This window comes from Stenotrophomonas sp. GSD10, from assembly GCF_056172695.1.
In genome coordinates this window covers 4240820-4259297 of the sequence record NZ_JAOCMC010000002.1, presented here as the reverse complement: position 1 = coordinate 4259297, position 18478 = coordinate 4240820, and the positions used below count along the sequence as shown (strand labels likewise).

General features: G+C 64.8%; 16 protein-coding genes and 1 pseudogene. 3 read left to right on the top strand and 14 right to left on the bottom strand.

Annotated features, from left to right (window positions below):
- Positions 1-118: 118 nt before the first annotated feature.
- The 14 genes and pseudogenes from N4G47_RS19805 to dnaA form a co-directional block, all read right to left on the bottom strand.
- Entirely contained in the window at positions 119-862 is a 744-nt protein-coding gene (locus N4G47_RS19805; RefSeq protein ID WP_309340457.1) for a pyridoxine 5'-phosphate synthase, read from the bottom strand.
- Positions 863-871: 9 nt separating this feature from the next.
- Entirely contained in the window at positions 872-1147 is a 276-nt protein-coding gene (locus tag N4G47_RS19800) for a hypothetical protein (protein ID WP_249842375.1), read from the bottom strand.
- Positions 1148-1187: 40 nt separating this feature from the next.
- Positions 1188-2647: pseudogene (gene cls / locus N4G47_RS19795) on the bottom strand (cardiolipin synthase).
- A 197-nt stretch (positions 2648-2844) separates the two neighbouring features.
- A complete protein-coding gene (locus N4G47_RS19790; protein WP_005411740.1) occupies positions 2845-3258 on the bottom strand; it encodes an ExbD/TolR family protein in 414 nt (137 codons plus the stop codon).
- 3 nt (positions 3259-3261) lie between these two features.
- Positions 3262-3687, bottom strand: coding sequence for an ExbD/TolR family protein (locus N4G47_RS19785; protein WP_005411739.1), 426 nt, complete (start codon positions 3685-3687; stop codon positions 3262-3264).
- Between the two features lie 62 nt (positions 3688-3749).
- The gene (gene exbB / locus N4G47_RS19780; protein ID WP_005411738.1) at positions 3750-4511 is read right to left on the bottom strand and encodes a TonB-system energizer ExbB; all 762 of its coding nucleotides are present in this window, start codon (positions 4509-4511) and stop codon (positions 3750-3752) included.
- A gap of 93 nt (positions 4512-4604) precedes the next feature.
- Entirely contained in the window at positions 4605-5273 is a 669-nt protein-coding gene (locus N4G47_RS19775; RefSeq protein ID WP_094001762.1) for an energy transducer TonB, read from the bottom strand.
- A 143-nt stretch (positions 5274-5416) separates the two neighbouring features.
- Positions 5417-6610, bottom strand: coding sequence for a tetratricopeptide repeat protein (locus N4G47_RS19770; RefSeq protein ID WP_309340449.1), 1194 nt, complete (start codon positions 6608-6610; stop codon positions 5417-5419).
- Between the two features lie 132 nt (positions 6611-6742).
- Positions 6743-7549 (bottom strand): M48 family metallopeptidase, encoded by an 807-nt coding sequence (locus N4G47_RS19765; RefSeq protein ID WP_032128510.1) that lies wholly within the window; start codon positions 7547-7549, stop codon positions 6743-6745.
- A 72-nt stretch (positions 7550-7621) separates the two neighbouring features.
- Positions 7622-8467: a lysostaphin resistance A-like protein gene (locus N4G47_RS19760; RefSeq protein WP_475289709.1), complete on the bottom strand. Its 846-nt coding sequence runs from the start codon at positions 8465-8467 to the stop codon at positions 7622-7624.
- A 65-nt stretch (positions 8468-8532) separates the two neighbouring features.
- Entirely contained in the window at positions 8533-10992 is a 2460-nt protein-coding gene (gene gyrB, locus N4G47_RS19755; RefSeq protein WP_249842378.1) for a DNA topoisomerase (ATP-hydrolyzing) subunit B, read from the bottom strand.
- 112 nt (positions 10993-11104) lie between these two features.
- Positions 11105-12199, bottom strand: coding sequence for a DNA replication/repair protein RecF (gene recF / locus N4G47_RS19750; RefSeq protein ID WP_475289708.1), 1095 nt, complete (start codon positions 12197-12199; stop codon positions 11105-11107).
- Positions 12200-13132: 933 nt separating this feature from the next.
- Positions 13133-14233 (bottom strand): DNA polymerase III subunit beta, encoded by a 1101-nt coding sequence (dnaN, locus tag N4G47_RS19745; protein ID WP_005411731.1) that lies wholly within the window; start codon positions 14231-14233, stop codon positions 13133-13135.
- Between the two features lie 274 nt (positions 14234-14507).
- On the bottom strand, positions 14508-15839 hold the full coding sequence (gene dnaA / locus N4G47_RS19740; protein WP_475289707.1) for a chromosomal replication initiator protein DnaA: 1332 nt from the start codon (positions 15837-15839) through the stop codon (positions 14508-14510).
- 254 nt (positions 15840-16093) lie between these two features.
- Here dnaA and rpmH point away from each other — a divergent pair, with 254 nt between their 5' ends.
- The 3 genes from rpmH to yidC are packed head-to-tail and all read left to right on the top strand — an operon-like array spanning position 16094 to position 18449.
- Entirely contained in the window at positions 16094-16234 is a 141-nt protein-coding gene (rpmH, locus tag N4G47_RS19735; protein ID WP_005411729.1) for a 50S ribosomal protein L34, read from the top strand.
- A gap of 5 nt (positions 16235-16239) precedes the next feature.
- On the top strand, positions 16240-16734 hold the full coding sequence (gene rnpA / locus N4G47_RS19730; protein ID WP_080355007.1) for a ribonuclease P protein component: 495 nt from the start codon (positions 16240-16242) through the stop codon (positions 16732-16734).
- Positions 16734-18449 carry a membrane protein insertase YidC gene (gene yidC, locus N4G47_RS19725; RefSeq protein WP_475289706.1) on the top strand — a complete coding sequence of 572 codons (1716 nt, stop codon included), beginning with the start codon at positions 16734-16736 and terminating at the stop codon, positions 18447-18449. The genes rnpA and yidC overlap by 1 nt, the downstream gene beginning before the upstream one ends.
- The last annotated feature ends 29 nt before the right edge of the window (positions 18450-18478 follow it).

Below are 18478 nucleotides of genomic sequence, written 5' to 3'. Positions count from 1 at the left end.
AATGGCTGCGACGGCCGCCTGAAGGGTTCAGGGCAAGGCTGAGCCGAGCGTGGGCTCGGCTCTACAGTGGATGCGGGTGCCTTGTAGCGCCGAGCCCATGCTCGGCTGCACCCATCGGTCACAGCAGGGCCAGGTAGCCCCGCACCGTGGCGTCCAGCCCGTCATACAACGCCTCGCCGATCAGCGCGTGGCCGATCGACACTTCCAGCACCTCCGGCACGTGGGCCAGGAAATCGCGCAGGTTGTCCTGCGACAGGTCATGGCCGGCATTCACTCCCAGCCCCACGGCCTGCGCGCGGCGCGCTGCGGTGGCGAACAACGCCAGCATCGCAGTGGCATCGCCGGCCGCATGCGCCTCGGCGTACGGACCGGTGTACAGCTCGACGCGGTCGGCACCCACGGCGGCCGCCTGTTCCAGCAGCGGGTTGCCGGCATCGACGAACAGGCTGACCCGGCAGCCCATCGCCTTCAGCTCGGCCACCAGCGGGCGCAGGCGCTCGCCATCGCGCTCGAAGTCGAAACCATGGTCGGAGGTGATCTGGCCATCGCCGTCGGGCACCAGGGTGGCCTGCGCCGGGCGGGTCTGCGCGCACAACGGCAGCAGCCCCGGGTATCCCTCGCGCGGCGGCGCGAACGGGTTGCCCTCGATGTTGAACTCGACGCCCCGCGCGCGGGTCAGCGTGGACAGGGCCAGCACGTCCTCGGCGGTGATGTGGCGGCGGTCCGGCCGCGGGTGCACGGTGATGCCATGCGCGCCGGCATCCAGGCAGGCCTGGGCGGCGCGCACCACGTCCGGTTCGGCACCGCCGCGCGAATTGCGCAGGACGGCGATCTTGTTGACGTTGACGCTGAGCTGGGTCATGGAACGGAACTACTTGGAAAGAGGGGATGGATCGTGATCGTGGTCAGTGCTGTCGCCGGCACGGCGGGCCTCGGCCTGTTCGCGCAGGCGGCGCAGCTCGTCGGCATCGATCAGGGTGGCCGGATCGCGCTGCAGGTCGCCGAACCGGGCCACGTAGCGGCCACGCACCCAGGCCAGCAGGAAGGCAAGGGCGGCCAGCAGGCACAGGGTCATCAGCCCGACGCTCGGGGTTTTCAGCGCGAAGGCGAAGCAGCCCAGCGCCAGCAGCAGGTACAACCAGTACATAGTCGGGCTCCCCGGATGATCGGCGAAGTGTAGCGCTGCCTCACAGCAGCGGCGAGGCCAGGCGGGCAAATGCCTCGGGCAGGCGGTGCAGCCACAGCGAACGCCCGGCCTGGTCATGCACACGCGTGGCGCGGTCGAATTCGCTCTGCAGCAGCTCGGCCAGGGCGGCCACCCGGTCACGGTCGCTGATCATCATCGAAAGTTCGAAGTTCAGGCGGAAGCTGCGGTGGTCGAAGTTGGCGCTGCCGACGATGCAGACGTCGTCATCGGCGATGAAGGCCTTGGTGTGCAGCATGCGCGGGCCGTACTCGTAGATCTTCACCCCGGCATGCAGCAACTCGTCGAAGTAGGAGCGGGCGGCCTGGGTGACGAACCAGGAGTCGCTCATCTTCGGCACCAGCAGGCGCACGTCCAGGCCCCCAGCGCGGCGGAGGTGAGCGCCATCCGCGCCGCCTCGCCCGGTACGAAGTAGGGCGTGACCAGCCAGACCCGTTCGTGGGCTTCATGGATGGCGGCCACGTGCTGGCGGTGGATGGTTTCCCAGCCTGAGTCCGGGCCAGAGACCAGCACCTGTGCGTTGATCGGGCCATCGGCGCGCAGCGGCATCTCGGCCGGCCACAGGCGAGCAATGTCGAAACGCGAATGGTCCTGGCCGCTGGCGTACAGCCAGTCCTCGGCGAATACCAGCTGCAGGCTGCGCACCACGTGGCCGCGGATGCGCATGTGCAGGTCCCGGTAGGCGTCCGGCTTGCGGCTCTCGTCTTCGTCGTCGGTGATGTTGATGCCACCGGTGAAGGCCAGGCGGCCATCGACGATCACCAGCTTGCGATGGGTGCGCAGGTTCAACCACGGGCGCTTGAAAGGCTTGAGCAGTTGCCGTGGATGGAACCAGATGGCCTCGCCGCCGGCGTCCAGCAACGGTTGCAGGAAACGGCGGGGCAGGGCGGAGGAACCCACCGCGTCCAGCAGCAGGCGCACCTGCACGCCGGCACGGGCACGCTCGACCAGCGCGTCGCGCAACGCGGTGCCGGCGTGGTCCGGGTTGAAGATGTAGTACTCCAGATGCACGTGGTCGCTTGCCTGCGCGATTGCCTCGAGCAGGGCCGCGTAGGTGGCGGCACCATCCACCAGCCAAGTCACCTCGGTGGCGCTGCTGGGCGCCAGCCCGGTGGTGGCCTGGGCGATCTTGGCCAGCTCGGTGCAGTCCGCATCCGGCGGGCAGACGTCGCTGTAGTGCTCCATGCCCGAGCGCGCGCGTCCGCGGCGCAGGCGCTGCCGCTTCACCTTCTGCGGGCCCAGCAGGTAGTAGATGAACAAGCCCAGATAGGGCAGCAGTGCCAGCGACAGGATCCAGCTCAGCGTGGCCACCGGCTCGCGCTTCTGCAGCATGATCCAGCCGGTCAGCGCGAGCAGGTACAGCAGATAGGCCACTGCCAGGATCGTGCCCAGATGGGCGACGCCGTCGAGCCAGTGCCGCAGGGAATCGAAGAGGGCGAGCATCCGCCGATCATAGCGGGCGCGGCCCCATCGTAGAGCCGAGCCCATGCTCGGCTGCTTTCCGCGATGTTCCCCGGGCAGGTCCCGGATGGCAGCCGAGCACGGGCTCGGCTCTACGGATCGTGGCGCGCACAAAAAGACGCCCCTGTTTCCAGGGGCGTCTGCAGTCGCGTCATGACTGTTGTGTTGCGGTGTAGCGATTACTGCTGCACAAAACCGATCTTCTTCATCTGAGCGTTCTTCGCGGCGGCCAGAACCTTGGCCATCACGTCGTACTCCGAATCCGGGCTGGCGTCGATGCGCAGTTCCGGCTGGTTGGTCGGGTCACGCTGGACCTCCTGCTCCATCCGCTGCTGCAGCTCGCTGGTATTGATCGGGCTGTTGTTCCACGAGACCTGGTTGCTGGCGTCGATCTTCAGTTCGATCGGCGGCGGCGGTTCGACCAGCTGCGGCGGTGGGTTGAGCACGCGCTGCGGCAGGTCCACGGCGATCGGGTACGTCATGATCGGCGCGGTCACGATGAAGATGATCAGCAGAACCAGCATCACGTCCACGAGGGGCGTGACGTTGATGTCTGCCATGGGGCCCTTGCCACCACCACTACTGAATGCCATGGCTTATTGCCCCTTTTCTTTGGTCGCGACGAAGCCGACGTCCAACATGCCCTGTTCCTGCGCAACCTTGGTCAGGTCGTTGATGACACGCATCTTGGTGGTGCGGTCACCACGCAGGTTCAGCGGCGGCTGCGGGGTCTGCTGGGCGGCGGTCGCCAAGCGCGACTCGAGAGTCTGCTTGTTGATTTCTTCGTCGTTCCAGTAGATCGAGCCGTCTTCCTTGACTGCCAGGGTGATCGGTCCGGAACGCTTTTCAGCGTCTTCCGGCTTCTGGATCAGGTTGGCTTCGGGCAGATCCACCTTGACCTTGTGGGACATCAGGGGCGCCGTGATGATGAAGATGATCAGCAGCACCAGCATCACGTCCACGAGGGGCGTAACGTTGATGTCGGCCATGGGGCCGCCGCTGTTACCACTACTGAAAGCCATAACGGGCTCCGTCTAGATCTTGGTGACTACTTACGTTCGTCGCTGGGTAACGCGCGCCGCAATTAGCGGACGCGCGAGCCGGTGGCGAAGAAGTCGTGCAGGTCGTGCGCGAAGGTATCGAACTTGCTGATGGTCGCGCTGTTGATCTTGCTGAAGAAGTTGAAGGCGAACACGGCCGGGATCGCGACGAACAGACCGATCGCGGTCATGATCAGCGCTTCACCCACCGGGCCGGCAACGGCGTCGATCGAAGCGGAGCCGGTGGCACCGATCTTGATCAGCGCGCCGTAGATGCCCCACACGGTACCCAGCAGACCGACGAACGGAGCGGTCGCGCCGACGGTGGCCAGCAGGGTCATGCCCGACTGCAGCTTGTTGCTTTCGCGGGTGACGGCCTGGCGCAGAGCGCGGTCGACGAACTCCGAACGGCTCAGGTTCTCACCGACGCCGCCGGTGGCGCCGCCTTCAGCGCGCTGGTGGTGGGCAGCAGCCTGGGCAGCGTCCAGGGCGATCTTCGAGAACGGCTCCGAAGCCGGCTGCTCTTCCATCGCACGGATGGCGTCCTGCGCGTTCGGGGTGTCCCAGAACAGGCTGACGACGCGATCAGCGGCGCTCTTCAGGCGGGTGGCGCGGAAGATGTTGATGACGGTCCAGTACCAGGACATGGCCGACATCGCGATCAGGGTCAGCAGCACGACCCAGGAAACCGCGAAATCACCCGGCTTGGTGGTCATTTCGTGGATCAGGTGCTCGAAGCCCATCTGCGACAGGGCGTTGGACGGATTGCCCCCGGCAGCAGCGGCGATGAAAATTTCCTGCAGCATGACGCTTACCTTTGTTGTGTGTGGTGATAAAGGGTGTAGCTAAGCTAAACAATCGAACCGGAGCGGGGGTGGCCGGGCGGCCACCCGGACGCATCAGTTCAGCGCAAAGTTGACCGGGACGCGAACGCGACCTGCCGCCTTCTTACCGCCAGATTCAGCGGCGTTGAAGCGCCACTTGCGAGCTGCTTCCATGGCAGCACGGTCCAGGTCGCGGTTACGGCTGGACTTTTCCACCGTGACATTGGTGACGTTGCCGCTGGCATCGACATCAATGATCAGGATCACTTCGCCCTGGATACCAGCGCGGAAGGCTGCCGGCGGGTAGCGCGGCGGATTCATGGCCTTCGACGAGATATCCACGCTGGCCTCGATCGAGGTCGCCGGTGCCGGCGGCGCCGGAGGCGACGGCGGGGTGACGATATCGTTCGGGCGCGGTTCCGGCACGTCCACGACCGGCGCCTGCGGCGGCGGCGGGACCGGCGACGGCTTCGGCGGCGACAGATTCTTCACCGGCGGCGGCGGAGTATCGGTCGGCGGCGGCGGCGGCGGCGGCGGGGGCGGCGGCGGCGGTGCATCGACGATGGTCACCATGACGTTGCGCTCCTTCTCCGCGACGGCCTTGGGAGCCACGGCGGGGATGAGGAGCATCATGAAGGCGGCCAGATGCAGGGCAATTACAAACGCGATGCCGACGATGCGAGGCCAGCTCAGCCCCTTGTCATCGGGTTGTTCGTACCGGTGAACGACTAGTTGTTCCGTCATGCGCCAAGAGCTCAATAGTGGGGCCGGGATGCCGGGGGCGGAATCCCTGATCAGCGGTGCATGACACCGCAGGAACCTCCAAGCTTATACCAATCCTGAGCGCCTGCGCATCAACTGAGCAGGCGTTCAGGCGTTATTCCTACTTACTTCAGGTTGATGATTTTTTTGGCATCAGCCTGGTTCTTCACGCCCTTCGCCAGCGCCTGCTGGGCGGCCTGCTTGGCCTCGGGGACGCGACCTTCGGCATGCAGGACGCGTGCCAGGTTCAGGTAGGTCTCACCGTCCTTGGACAGCGGGGCAGCCTTCTGCCACGCCTCGATCGCCTGCGGCACCTGGTCGGAGTAGTAGTAGGACTGGGCCAGCGCCAGGTAGACCTGGTAATCCGGCTTCAGGATGCCCTTCTGCAACCCCTCGTTGATGACCGCGATGACGTCCTTTTCCTTGTTCTCGGTGTTGGCATAGATCGAGTACAGCTGCTTGTACTCGCGCTCTTCGGTGAGCTGGCCGCTGCTGCGCAGCTTGTCCATCACCGCGGCAGCCTTGGGCATCTGGTCGGCCTGCATGTACATGTTGGCCAGGTTCAGCTGCGCCTTCTTGTCATTCGGGTTCTTCGCCGCCAGTGCTTCGGCGGTCTTCAGCGCCTCACCGGTCTGGCCGGATTCGGACAGCGCCGCCATCAGCAGCTGGTTCCAGCTGTCCTTCGGCTCGGTGGCGCCGGCAATGGCCTGCTGCAGCACCGGCACCGCTTCCTGGTAGCGCTCCAGCTGGTACAGGGCCTGACCCTTGGCAACCAGTTCTTCCGGCTTGGTCGACTTGCTCTCGGCGAAGTACTTGTCCAGGGTGGCCAGGCCTTCGGCGGTCTGGTCTTCCTGCAGCTGCAGCTGGCCCAGCATCAGCATCGACTGGAAGTGGCCGTTGTTGTCCAGGCCGTTGAACTGCAGCACCTGCTTCAGGTAGGCGACCGCGCCCGGGGTGTCGTCGGTCTGGTAGGCGGCCTGCGAGGCCAGCTGCGCGGCCAGCGACTTGTCGTACTCGTTCGCGGCGCTGTCAGCCAGGATCGCGTCAGCCTGCGTACGCGTCTCCGGGAACTTTTCGTTGTTGTAGCTGTCGATCATTTTCTGCAGCTTGCTGCCCATCTTGGCCGAGGCCTTGACGGTCGGCTCCTGGCGGGTCGCGTTCGGGTAGAGCGCTTCGGCCTTGGCCTGCTTGCTGCTGCCGCCGCGGTTGCTGCGGTCGGAGGAGCGCGAGGACTGCGCGAAGGCATCGGTGACCACGGCGCCGGTCAGGGCGGTCGCGACGAGGACGGAAAGCACAGCTTTGTGGTTACGGAAAATCATCGTTCACCTCGATCGAACCGCCGGATAGCGGCAAAGTCGGACTGTCAGAAAAATCTGAGCCGCCAAACGTATCAGAAACAGATGGCGTGAGAAATCGTTTTATGTGCTGCACTACAGCATGAAACTGCGCACTCATCCGCACTTTGGCCGCAGTCCGGCCGCCTGCGCCTGCTGGTAGACCGGGGTCAGGCCCGGTGCATCACGGCGCAGTTCCTGGATCCGGTTGGCCGGATCGGGGTGGGTGGACAGCCATTGCGGGCTGCGGCCACCGCTGGCGGCCATCATGTTCTGCCACAGATCCACGGCCTGGGCGGGGTTGAAACCGGCCTGGGCCATCAATCGCTGGCCGATCACGTCGGCCTCGCTTTCCTGGGTGCGCGAGCCAGGCAGCAGGAAGGCGGTCTGCGCGCCCATCCCACCGAGCTGGTTGACGGTGCTGGCGGCACCCTCGCCATAGGCGGCACCCGCCAGCGCGCCGAGCACGGCCAGGCCGGTCTGTGCGCCCATCTGGCGGGTGATGCGCTCTTCGTGGTGGCGGGCGATGACGTGGCCGATCTCATGGCCGATCACGGCAGCCAACTGGTCCTGGTTCTTGGCCACGGTGAAGATGCCGGTGTTCACACCGACCTTGCCGCCGGGCAAGGCGAAGGCATTGGGTTCCTTGTCCACGAACACCGCCGTCTCCCACCGTACGCCACGGTACTGAGGCGGCAACTGGGCGACCAGGGCATTGACCACGCACTGCACGTAGCCGTTCTGGCGGCCATCGGTGCTGATCTTTTCCTTCTGCTTGGTTTCAGCGAATGCCTGCGCGCCCAGCTGGTCCAGCTGCGCCTGCGATACGCCGCCCACCATCTGCCGGCGTCCGGTGGGGGACGTGGTCGTTGCGCAGGCGCTGACCAGCGTGGTGATGACAAGGGCCAACAGCAGTTGCTTCATGGAAAGATCCCCCGTGTTCATGTGCGCAGTGTCCAACGTAGCGGCTTAATCTTTCGTCAAGCGGACACGGCGTTACGTTGACCCCAGGAACACCATCGCGGCAAGTGCGACGGCATTGTTCAGCGCATGCGCCACGATGGCCGCCCACAGCGTACCGGTGCGGCGATACAGCCAGCAGAAGGCCGCACCCATGCCGCCGTAGACCAGCCACAGCTGCGCCATGCCCATCCAGGAATTCTTGCTCACGCCCGGCACTTCGTGGACCAGAGCGAAGGCCAGGCTGCTGAGGATGAGCCCCAGCCACGGCCGGCCGGCCTGCCACAGGCGCCCGAACAGGACGCGGCGGAACAGCAGTTCCTCGTAGGCCGGCGCCAGCGCCACGGCAAACAGCACCAGGAACAGCGGGAAACGCGCGATCGCGCTCTGCATCAGTTCCACGTTGGTCGGCACCGGTTCGATGCCGAACTGCCGGGCCAGGAAGGCGATGCCGTTGCTGCCCAGCACGATCAGGGTGGCCACCAGCAGGGTCCAGCCCCAGGTCGACGGCCGCCGCAGTGCCTGTCGCGATGCCAGGCGTTCGGCCGCGTTGGCCGGACGGCGCCAGAAGTACAGCAGCAGCGCCGCGCCGCCGGTGGCGATCAATGCCATCAGGATCTGCGCCAGCGCGCCGGGCTGGCCGACGGCCGTGGTGGCTGCGGCCTCGGTCATCGCACCGCCGTTGGCCTCGGCATTGGCATAGCCGACCACGATGGCCCGGTAGAAGCCCCAGAACAGGCCGGTCACCATGCTCAGGCCGATCAGCGCCACGGCGGCGATGCCGAGATCGATGAAGAATCCTGCCAGCGGTGGCACGGCACGCGGGGCGGCAGAGGCCGGGGGAACGGGCGGCGGGGCGGAGACCGGGGCGGAAGCGGACATCAGGTACCTGCGTTCAAGGATGAAGGCCGGCGCACCTCCCCGTGCACCGGCCATGCCCGATTGTGTCAGATATCCAGGTTGGCGACCTTCAGCGCATTGTCTTCGATGAAATCACGACGCGGTTCGACGACATCGCCCATCAGGGTGCTGAAGATCTGATCAGCGGCCACCGCATCTTCGATGCGCACCTGCAGCAGGCGGCGGGTCTCCGGGTTGACCGTGGTGTCCCACAGCTGCTCGGGGTTCATTTCACCCAGGCCCTTGAAGCGCTGGATCTGGCGGCCACGCTTGGCTTCCTCCAGCAACCAGTTCTGCGCCTTGGCAAACGTATCGACTTCGATCGACTTGGCGCCACGGGAGATGGTGGCGCCTTCGCGCACCAGGCCGTGCAGCAGTTTGGAGGCCTGGTGGATCGCACGCAGTTCACCGCTTTCGAACGCCGACATCGGCAGCACCTGGATGTGCTGTTCGCCCATGTGGCGACGGGTCACCAGCACAGCGGCCGGGCGCTCGTCGTTGGGTTCCTGCAGTTCCAGGCTGAAGCGCGGGCTGCCCAGGCTGCCCTGGTTGAGACGCTTGGCCAGCGCATCCAGGCCTTCGCCTTCGCCGGCCGTGCGCAGGCTGTCCAGATCCATCGGCACGAAATCGACCAGCGCTTCGAGCAGGTTGCGGTCGTAGCGGTGCGCGTTGCGTTCGATCGAATCCAGCGCAGCGGCGTAGGCCAGCAGCAGCTTCTCCAGGGCCAGGCCTTCGATGCCCGGCTCGCCGGTGGCCGGCACCAGCGCAGCGTTTTCCACTGCGCTGCTGGCCAGGTAGCTGTCCAGCGCCGGGTCGTCCTTCAGGTACAGCTCCTGCTTGCCCTGCTTGATCTTGTACAGCGGCGGCAGGCCGATGTAGACGTAACCGCGCTCGATCAGCTCCGGCATCTGACGGTAGAAGAACGTCAGCAGCAGGGTGCGGATGTGGGCGCCGTCGACGTCGGCGTCGGTCATGATGATGATCTTGTGGTAGCGCAGCTTGTCCGGGTTGTACTCGTCGCGGCCGATGCCGGTACCCAGTGCGGTGATCAGCGTACCGACCTGGTCGGAGGACAGCATGCGGTCAAAGCGCGCGCGTTCCACGTTGAGGATCTTGCCGCGCAGCGGCAGAACCGCCTGGTTCTTGCGGTTGCGGCCCTGCTTGGCCGAGCCACCTGCCGAGTCACCCTCGACGATGAACAGTTCGGACAGCGCCGGATCCTTTTCCTGGCAGTCGGCCAGCTTGCCCGGCAGGCCGGCGATGTCCAGCGCGCCCTTGCGGCGGGTCAGATCGCGGGCCTTGCGCGCGGCTTCACGCGCACGCGCGGCATCGACGATCTTGCCGGCGATGGCCTTGGCTTCGTTCGGGTTCTCCTGCAGGAACTCTTCCAGGCGCGCACCGAAGGCGTTTTCCACGGCCGGGCGCACGTCCGAACTGACCAGCTTTTCCTTGGTCTGGCTGGAGAAGCTCGGGTCCGGCACCTTCACCGACAGCACCGCGATCATGCCTTCGCGCATGTCGTCGCCGGTCAGGTTGATCTTGGCCTGCTTGGCGATGCCGTTCTGTTCGATGTAGTTGTTGAGCACGCGGGTCAGCGCGCCGCGGAAACCGGCCAGGTGGGTACCGCCGTCCTTCTGCGGAATGTTGTTGGTGAAGCAGTACATCGTCTCCTGGTAGGAGTCGGTCCACTGCAGCGCCACGTCCACCACGATGCCGTTGTGCTCGCCGGTGACCGAGATCACGTTCGGGTGCAGCGGGGTCTTCAGCTGCGCCAGATGCTCCACGAAGCTGCGGATGCCGCCTTCGTAATGGAAGTCATCGCGACGACCATCGCCGCGCTCGTCGGTCAGGACGATCTTGACCCCGGAGTTCAGGAACGACAGTTCGCGCAGACGACGGGCCAGGATGTCGTAGTGGTATTCCACGTTGTCGTGGAAGGCCACGGTGGACGGCCAGAAGCGCACGGTGGTGCCGCGCTTGGTGGTGGCTTCCAGCTTCGCCAGCGCGGTCACTGCGGCGCCATTGCTGAATTCCTGCTGGTAGTGGAAGCCGTTCTGGAACACGTCCACCAGCAGCTTCTGCGACAGCGCGTTGACCACGCTGACGCCGACGCCGTGCAGGCCGCCGGAAACCTTGTAGCTGTTGTCGTCGAACTTGCCGCCTGCGTGCAGGACGGTCATCACCACTTCGGCAGCGGACACTTCGCGACCGAGCTTGGCGCTCATCTGCTCGTGCTTGCCGGTCGGAATACCGCGGCCGTTGTCGGATACCGAAACCGAGCCGTCGGCGTGGATCGTCACCGCCACATGGTCGGCATGGCCAGCCAGCGCTTCGTCGATCGAGTTGTCGACGACCTCGAACACCATGTGGTGCAGACCGGTGCCGTCATGCACGTCACCGATGTACATACCGGGACGCTTGCGGACAGCCTCCAGGCCTTCCAGGGCGGTAATGCTGTTGGCGTCGTAATTGCCGTTGTTTGCCGGGGTGTTCTGTTCGTCGCTCATTGCGCTTGCCGTAGGCTCCGCAGGTCGGCCACCACTGCGAGCGGTGCGCCGAGAATGAAAGGATTCCAACCCGAATTATACCAGCCGGGGTCGAGCGGCCCTGGTGTGCCCACTATGGCACAGCCACGATCTGTGCATGTTCCACGTGGAACCGGGCGATATGCGTCAGTTCCTGCAGCGCTGCAGGCGTTTCGGTGGCAGTGATGAAGATCTGCGCCGGGCCACCGAGCAAGCGCTCCAGTACCCGGCCCTGATGGGTGCGGTCCAGTTCCGAGGCCAGATCATCCAGCGCGATCACCGGCCATTCGCCCCGTTGCTCCGCATAGTCTTCGGCCTGGGCCAGCAGGCAGGCCAGGGCCGTCAGCTTGGCCTGGCCACGGGACAGCGCATCGCGGCCGGGGATGCTGTGGAAGTCGACGCTCCAGTCCGCCCGGTGCGGGCCCACCGAGGTATAGCCGGCCTGACGGTCGCGTTCCCGCGCCAGCAGCAGGGCATCGGCCAACGGCAGTTCATGCCGGCGCCACCCCGGGCTCAGTTGCATGCCCTGGATGCCGAGTTGCGGCGCCAGGCTGGCGGCCAGTGCCACCGTGCGCTGCTGCAGGCGCTCCAGATAGTGCTGGCGTCGACTGGTCAGCGGCTCTCCGGCTTCAGCCAGCTCGTGATCCCACGTGTCCAGCATCCGCGAGGGCCCGCCTTGCTTGAGCAGGGCATTACGCTGCTTCAGGGCCCGCGAGTAGCGGCGCCACAGGGACAGAAAATCAGGTTCCACGTGGAACAAGCCCCAATCGAGGAAGCGGCGACGGGGTTCGCCGCCACCGCTGACCAGCGCATGGCTGCCGGGCTCGAAGGTCACAACGGCCAGCGCGGCGCAGAGATTGCCAAGCTGAGCCACGTCTTCACCATCCAGACGTCCCTTCCAGTCCTGGCCGCTATGGCGCAGGCCGGCCTTTCGGCGATGTGGCGGATGATGGGCGCGTTGCTCGTCCCATTCCACGAAGACTTCCAGCGCCTCCTGGCCCTGACGGACCAGGCCATCGCGCACCCGTCCGCGGAAGCTGCGGCCATAGGCCATCAGATGCAGTGCCTCGAGCACGCTGGTCTTTCCGGCGCCGTTGTCGCCGGTCAGCAGGTTCAAACCCGGCTGGGGCGACAGGTCCACCGCACTGAAACGACGCAGGTGATGCAAGGCAAGGCGGCGGATCTGCATGGGGCGCGAAGGACCATCCGCTCGGAGCGGTAGAAGGGCAGGGAATCCATCAGCTTACTGCATCGGTCAAGCCGGGCGCGGTGCTGTCGTCGTCGCGGTGGAGATCCTCCGCCGCCTGGCGCGCGTTTGCAGGTTCCACGTGGCATGCAGCGATCACCAAGGTCCGCGCCGGGCCTGGATCGGCCCGAAATTCCTTCAAATCTGCACGGGGTATCAGGGTGCAGGCCCTCAGATTTCGCCGATTTCACGTGCTTTCGGGTGGCTTCATCGGCCGGTCCGGCGCAAGTGGCGGCCAAGGACCCGATGAATTCCTTTAGTTCTGCGATCCGAACTCCTGCAGGGTTCCACAGATTTCAAAGAATTCAGGCCGTTCGTTCCACGCTGTCCACAGCGGCGCTGTATGACTTATACACAAGGTATGGGCAATCTGTGGATAAAAAAGCCCTTTTGCGCGGCCGGTGAAACTATCCACAGGTTCCCCCCAGCCTGAGGGGCCTCTATACAGGGGGTTTCAGCCACATAAATTCCTTTAAAATCATAGAGATAATGCATTTTTCCACGAAATCTGGCCCTACCATCACCACCATGCTTTAGATTTATACCCAGATTTAGAAGCTAGGCTCGGCCCGATTCGGCCAGAACCCCGTCTGTGGACAGACGCGTTTGCAGATGAAGCTCCCCTGTCGGGTAGTCCGATCTGACTGACCTGCACAGAGCGCGACCGCGCATGTCGGAGATCGCAACGGCGATCCCGAGGCCATGCAAGGAAGTCTGCACTCACACCCTCGGGCTACACCTAGGCGATACCCGCCATGACACTGCCGCCATCAATGAGATCAGCCCAAGAGCACTGATCGATGCTCCACGTGGAACCAAAAAAACGCCCGGGAAGATCCCGGGCGTCGTTCGGTTCCACGTGGAACAGCGCTGTCGTCAGAGGCGCAGCGGCATCACCACGTGACGCGACTTCTCGCTGCTGGATTCGCGCACCAGCGCCGAGGAGTTGGAGTCGCGCAGCTGGATGATGACTTCTTCATCGCGCAGCGCGGACAGGGCATCCAGCAGGTAGTTCACGTTGAAGCCGATGGCCAGATCGCTGACCGTGGTGTCGGCTTCGATTTCTTCCTGGGCTTCTTCCTGCTCCGGGTTGTGCGCACTGATCTTCAGGTTGCCCGGCGAGACTTCAACGCGGATGCCGCGATACTTCTCGTTGGACAGGATCGCGGCGCGCTGCAGCGAGGCGCGCAAGGCTTCGCGATCCACCTTCACTTCGCGGTCGGCACCGATCGGGATCACCGCTTCGTAATCCGGGAAGCGACCGTCGATCAGCTTCGAGGTGAAGGTGACATCGTCGCGCTTGACGCGGACGTGGCTGCGACCGACCTCCAGCTCGATCTCGCGATCGCCGCTTTCCAGCAGGCGCTGCAGTTCGGTCACGCCCTTGCGCGGCACGATGATCTGGCGCTTGGAACCGCTGGGCTTGGCCAGATCGGTTTCACACAGGGCCAGGCGGTGGCCGTCGGTGGCGACGGTCCGCAGGGCATCGCCGCGCAGATCGAACAGCAGGCCGTTGAGGTAGTAGCGCACGTCCTGCTGGGCCATCGCGAACGCGGTGCGTTCGATCAGTTCCTTCAGGGTCGCTTCGCCGATGGCCACGCGCTCGGTGGCTTCCACTTCGTCCACCGACGGGAAGTCGTTGGAGGGCAGGGTGGCCAGGGTGAAGCGGCTGCGGCCGGCCTGCACGGTGATCTTGTCACCGGTCTGCGAGACGGTGATCCGGCTGCCGTCGGGCAGGGCGCGGATGATCTCGAACAGCTTGCGGGCGGGAATGGTGGTTTCGCCGTCCTGGGCGTCTTCAACCGCGATCCGCGACACCATCTCCACTTCCAGGTCGGTACCGGTCAGCGACAGCTGGCCGTTCTGCACCTGGACCAGGAAATTGGCCAGAACCGGAAGGGTCTGGCGGCGTTCGACCACGTTGACGACCTGTGCCAACGGCTTGAGAAAGGCTTCGCGCTGCAGTGTGAAACGCATGTGGTTCCGTGCCCCTATGCTTTAAAAAATGTGGAATAAATCAAAAGCTTGGTGGTGCTGGTAGAGACAGAATCGCTGGAAAACAACGCTAAGTCTTTGTAAATAAAAGAATTTCAGACCTCGAAACCCTCTGTATTACCGACCCCCAGGGGTGGGGAAAGCTGTGGATAAAATCGGCGCGATTTCAGACCGCATTTTTATCCACAACGTGTCCCGCGCTTGCTACCGGATTCTGCACCGTTTTGTGCGATGACGCCTCATCGGCATCCGTGCATCATTCGCTCAGCTTCCGGATCAGCTTGTCCCAGTCCTCGCGGAGCTTGCCGTCGGTTTCCATCAGGGTGCGGATCTGGCGGCAGGCATGCAGCACCGTGGTGTGATCGCGACCGGCAAACGCGTCGCCGATCTCCGGCAGGCTGTGCTCGGTCAGTTCCTTGGTCAGGGCCATGGCGACCTGGCGCGGGCGGGCCAGCGAGCGGGTCCGGCGCTTGGACAGCAGATCCTTGATCTGCAGCCCGTAGTAGTCGGCCACGGTTTTCTGGATGTTGGGAATGCTGATCGCCTGCTGCTGGGCGCGCAGCAGGTCGCGCAGGGTTTCCTGGGCGAATTCGGTGGTGATCGCGCGGCCGGTGAAATTGGCGCGGGCGGTCAGGGTATTGAGCGCGCCTTCCAGGTCGCGCACGTTGGAGCGCATCTTCTTGGCGATCAGGAACGCAACATCATCGGGAATCTCGGCGCCACGTTCGCGTGCCTTGGCCAGCACGATGGCGGCGCGGGTTTCAAAGTCCGGCGGTTCGATCGCGACCGACAGGCCCCAGGCAAGCCGCGACTTCAGGCGCGCTTCCAGGCCCTCGACTTCGCGAGGATAGCGGTCGCAGGTCAGGATGATCTGCTGCTTGCCATCGAACAACGCGTTGAAGGTGTGGAAGAACTCTTCCTGGGTGCGATCCTTGCCGGCGAAGAACTGGATGTCATCGATCAGCAGCGCGTCCACCTGCTGGAACTGGCGCTTGAACTGATCCATGGTCTTTTCCTGCAGGGCCCGGATCATCGCGCTGAAGAACTGTTCCGAACGCAGGTACAGCACCTTTGCACCCGGATTGGCCTGGCGCATCGCATTGCCGGCGGCGAACATCAGGTGGGTCTTGCCCAGGCCGGTGCCCCCGTACAGCAGCAGCGGGTTGTGCGCGCGGTCGCCCGGCTTCTGCGCTGCCTGGAAGGCGGCGGCCAGGCCCAGCTGGTTGCTGCGGCCTTCAACGAAGTTGGCGAAGGTGTAGTGGTTGTCCAGGTTGCCGGCAAACGGCACCTGCGGTTCGCTGGACACCTGCGCCGACGGCGTGGAAATCGGCGCGTTCTGCGCCTCCACGGGCCGCGGGCGCGAGCCGATTTCAAGAAAAACGTCGCTGAAACCGGCGAAATGGGCCAGCAGCTCGCGGATCCGCGCCAGGTACAGCTCGCGGACCTGATCGACGATGAAGGCATTCGGTGCATACAGCACCAGGCTGTCCACGCGCAGATCGGCCTGCAGCGGCTTCAACCAGGTGTGAACGTCTTCCGGCGGGAACTCCGCTTCGAGGCGCTCGAGACTACGGGACCAGGCATCCATCAGCAATAATCGTCCGGTGGCCGGGGCATGGACGCGACAAGGCGCCCAAACACAGGCCGGAAAGGGGGAAATGGATGGCTCAGACTACCACCGAGCGCCCGCCTTCGGAATGCTTGTCCCCTACTTATTCACAAAAACATCCACAGCTATTGCACAGCCCAGTGAATTCGCGTAGCTGACAGGGGTTGACTTGGGGCAGGGTACCTCTCTAGAATTTCCGGTTCTTTCCGTCCCATTCATACGAGAGGCCCCCAATGGCCACGAAGCGCACCTACCAGCCCAGCAACCTCAAGCGTAAGCGCGACCACGGCTTCCGTGCCCGTATGAAGACCGCTGACGGCCGCAAGATCCTGTCGCGTCGCCGCGCCAAGGGCCGCAAAGTCCTGAGCGCCTGATTGCCATGCCGCACCTTGCGGCAGACGCAATCCCTTCGACAGTGAATACTGCAGACCCGCGCAAGCGATTCCCTCGCTCTGCGCGGGTTCGCACGCGTGCCGAATACTCAACGGTCTTCAACGGCGCCCGCCGTGTGTCCGATCCGCTGATGACCCTGCACTGGCTGCCGGCTGACCGGCCGGCCAGGCTGGGTCTGGCGGTTTCCCGCAAGGTCGATCCGAACGCCGTCGGGCGTAACCGGATCAAGCGCGTCCTGCGCGACATCCTGCGTCAGACACGTACCGATATCCAGCCAGGCGACTTCGTCGTCGTGGCTCGTAGTGCTGCGCGTTCTGCCAGCAACGACGAGATCCGCCAGGCCTTCCTGCGCCTGCTGCGGCGCCTGCGTGCATTGCCCACGCCGGGCGTGGACGGCACAATGCCGCCGCCTGATGGCATCGCAACTCCTTCTTTGACCGAGCCGGCATCGCGTCCCGGCCCCGCCGAGCCTGTCCGCTGATGAACCAGACCCGCGTATTCCTCATTTTTGCCTGGCTGATGGTGGCCGTGCTGCTGTGGATGGAGTGGAGCCGTGAAAAGGCTGCTCCGACCCCGGCACCGACGACCACGTCGGCCCCGGCCGCCGCACAGAGTGTTCCGGGCGCCGCCCCGGGCGCGATCCCCAACGCCCAGGTGCCGGGTGCTCCGGGCCAGGCCGCCGCGCAGGCCCAGGCCAGCGCCACCCCCGCTGCCCAACGCGTGACCGTCACCACCGACGTGCTGCGCCTGGTGCTGGACGGCGGCCGCGTGCTCGACGCCGAGCTGCTGCAGTTCCCACAGACCAAGGACGACGGCAGCCCGCCGGTGCGCCTGCTGACCGAAGACCCCGCGCACCCCTACAGCGCGATCAGCGGCTGGGCCAGCGAGGACAAGAACACCCCGGTGCCGGGTGCTGACGGTTTCAAGCTGGTCGGTGATACCCGCGACTTCGTGCTGGCCAAGGGCCAGAACGAACTGCAGATCCCGTTCGTGTGGACCGCCGACAACGGCGTGACCATCAAGCGCACCCTGACCGTCTCGCGCAACGAGTACGCCGTGCGCTTCAAGGACGAAGTCAGCAATGCCGGCGCCGCGCCGTGGAACGGCTACGTCTACCGCACCCTGGACCGCACCCCGACCATCCTGTCGCGGAGCATGACCAACCCGGATTCCTTCAGCTTCAACGGCGCCACCTGGTACGACAACGACAAGAAGTACCAGCGTCGTGCGTTCAAGGACTACCTGGAAGACGGCACGCTGAACCAGAACATCACCGGCGGCTGGCTGGCGATGCTGCAGCACCACTTCTTCACCGCCTGGATCCCGCAGAAGGACCAGACCGCACACTACGTGCTGTCGCAGGTGGCCGGTCGCGACCTGATCGAAGCGCGTGGTCCGGCCTTCACCGTGGCCCCGGGCCAGTCCACCAGTACCGAAGCGCGCCTGTGGGTGGGCCCGAAGCTGGTGAACCTGATTGCCAAGGAAGACGTGCCGGGCCTGGACCGCGTGGTCGACTACAGCCGCTTCTCGATGATGGCGGTGATCGGCCAGGGCCTGTTCTGGGTGCTCAACCAGGTGCACAAGCTGGTCGGCAACTGGGGCTGGGCGATTGTCGGCCTGGTGGTGCTGCTGAAGCTGGTGCTGTATCCGCTGTCGGCCGTGCAGTACAAGAGCGGCGCCAAGATGCGTCGCTTCCAGCCGCGCATCGCGCAGCTGAAGGAACGCTATGGCGATGACCGCCAGAAGTTCCAGACCGCAATGATGGAGCTGTACAAGAAGGAAAAGATCAATCCGATGGGCGGCTGCCTGCCGATCCTCATCCAGATGCCGATCTTCTTCGCCCTGTACTGGGTGCTGGTGGAATCGGTCGAGCTGCGCCAGGCGCCGTGGCTGGGCTGGATCCAGGATCTGACCGCACGCGACCCGTACTTCATCCTGCCGGTGATCAACGTGGCGGTGATGTGGTTCACCCAGAAGCTGACCCCGGCACCGGGCATGGACCCGATGCAGCAGAAGATGATGCAGTTCATGCCGCTGGTGTTCGGCGTCATGATGGCCTTCATGCCGTCCGGCCTGGTGCTGTACTGGGTGGTCAACGGCGGCCTGGGCCTGCTGCAGCAGTGGTGGATGACCAAGCGCCACGGCGGCGAGCCGGTGCCGGCCACCACCGCCCCGGCCCCGGTCAAGAAAAAGTAACCCCGACCCGTAGAGTCGACCTTGGTCGA

Bases quoted from the DNA above. Each gene is read 5' to 3' on its own strand.
- N4G47_RS19765 (WP_032128510.1), bottom strand. From the start codon at position 7,549: ATGAAGCAACTGCTGTTGGCCCTTGTCATCACCACGCTGGTCAGCGCC.
- yidC (WP_475289706.1), top strand. From the start codon at position 16,734: ATGAACCAGACCCGCGTATTCCTCATTTTTGCCTGGCTGATGGTGGCC.
- exbB (WP_005411738.1), bottom strand. From the start codon at position 4,511: ATGCTGCAGGAAATTTTCATCGCCGCTGCTGCCGGGGGCAATCCGTCC.
- N4G47_RS19770 (WP_309340449.1), bottom strand. From the start codon at position 6,610: ATGATTTTCCGTAACCACAAAGCTGTGCTTTCCGTCCTCGTCGCGACC.
- gyrB (WP_249842378.1), bottom strand. From the start codon at position 10,992: ATGAGCGACGAACAGAACACCCCGGCAAACAACGGCAATTACGACGCC.
- rnpA (WP_080355007.1), top strand. From the start codon at position 16,240: ATGCCGCACCTTGCGGCAGACGCAATCCCTTCGACAGTGAATACTGCA.
- recF (WP_475289708.1), bottom strand. From the start codon at position 12,199: ATGCAGATCCGCCGCCTTGCCTTGCATCACCTGCGTCGTTTCAGTGCG.
- N4G47_RS19760 (WP_475289709.1), bottom strand. From the start codon at position 8,467: ATGTCCGCTTCCGCCCCGGTCTCCGCCCCGCCGCCCGTTCCCCCGGCC.
- dnaN (WP_005411731.1), bottom strand. From the start codon at position 14,233: ATGCGTTTCACACTGCAGCGCGAAGCCTTTCTCAAGCCGTTGGCACAG.
- rpmH (WP_005411729.1), top strand. From the start codon at position 16,094: ATGGCCACGAAGCGCACCTACCAGCCCAGCAACCTCAAGCGTAAGCGC.
- dnaA (WP_475289707.1), bottom strand. From the start codon at position 15,839: ATGGATGCCTGGTCCCGTAGTCTCGAGCGCCTCGAAGCGGAGTTCCCG.
- N4G47_RS19800 (WP_249842375.1), bottom strand. From the start codon at position 1,147: ATGTACTGGTTGTACCTGCTGCTGGCGCTGGGCTGCTTCGCCTTCGCG.
- N4G47_RS19805 (WP_309340457.1), bottom strand. From the start codon at position 862: ATGACCCAGCTCAGCGTCAACGTCAACAAGATCGCCGTCCTGCGCAAT.
- N4G47_RS19775 (WP_094001762.1), bottom strand. From the start codon at position 5,273: ATGACGGAACAACTAGTCGTTCACCGGTACGAACAACCCGATGACAAG.
- N4G47_RS19785 (WP_005411739.1), bottom strand. From the start codon at position 3,687: ATGGCTTTCAGTAGTGGTAACAGCGGCGGCCCCATGGCCGACATCAAC.
- N4G47_RS19790 (WP_005411740.1), bottom strand. From the start codon at position 3,258: ATGGCATTCAGTAGTGGTGGTGGCAAGGGCCCCATGGCAGACATCAAC.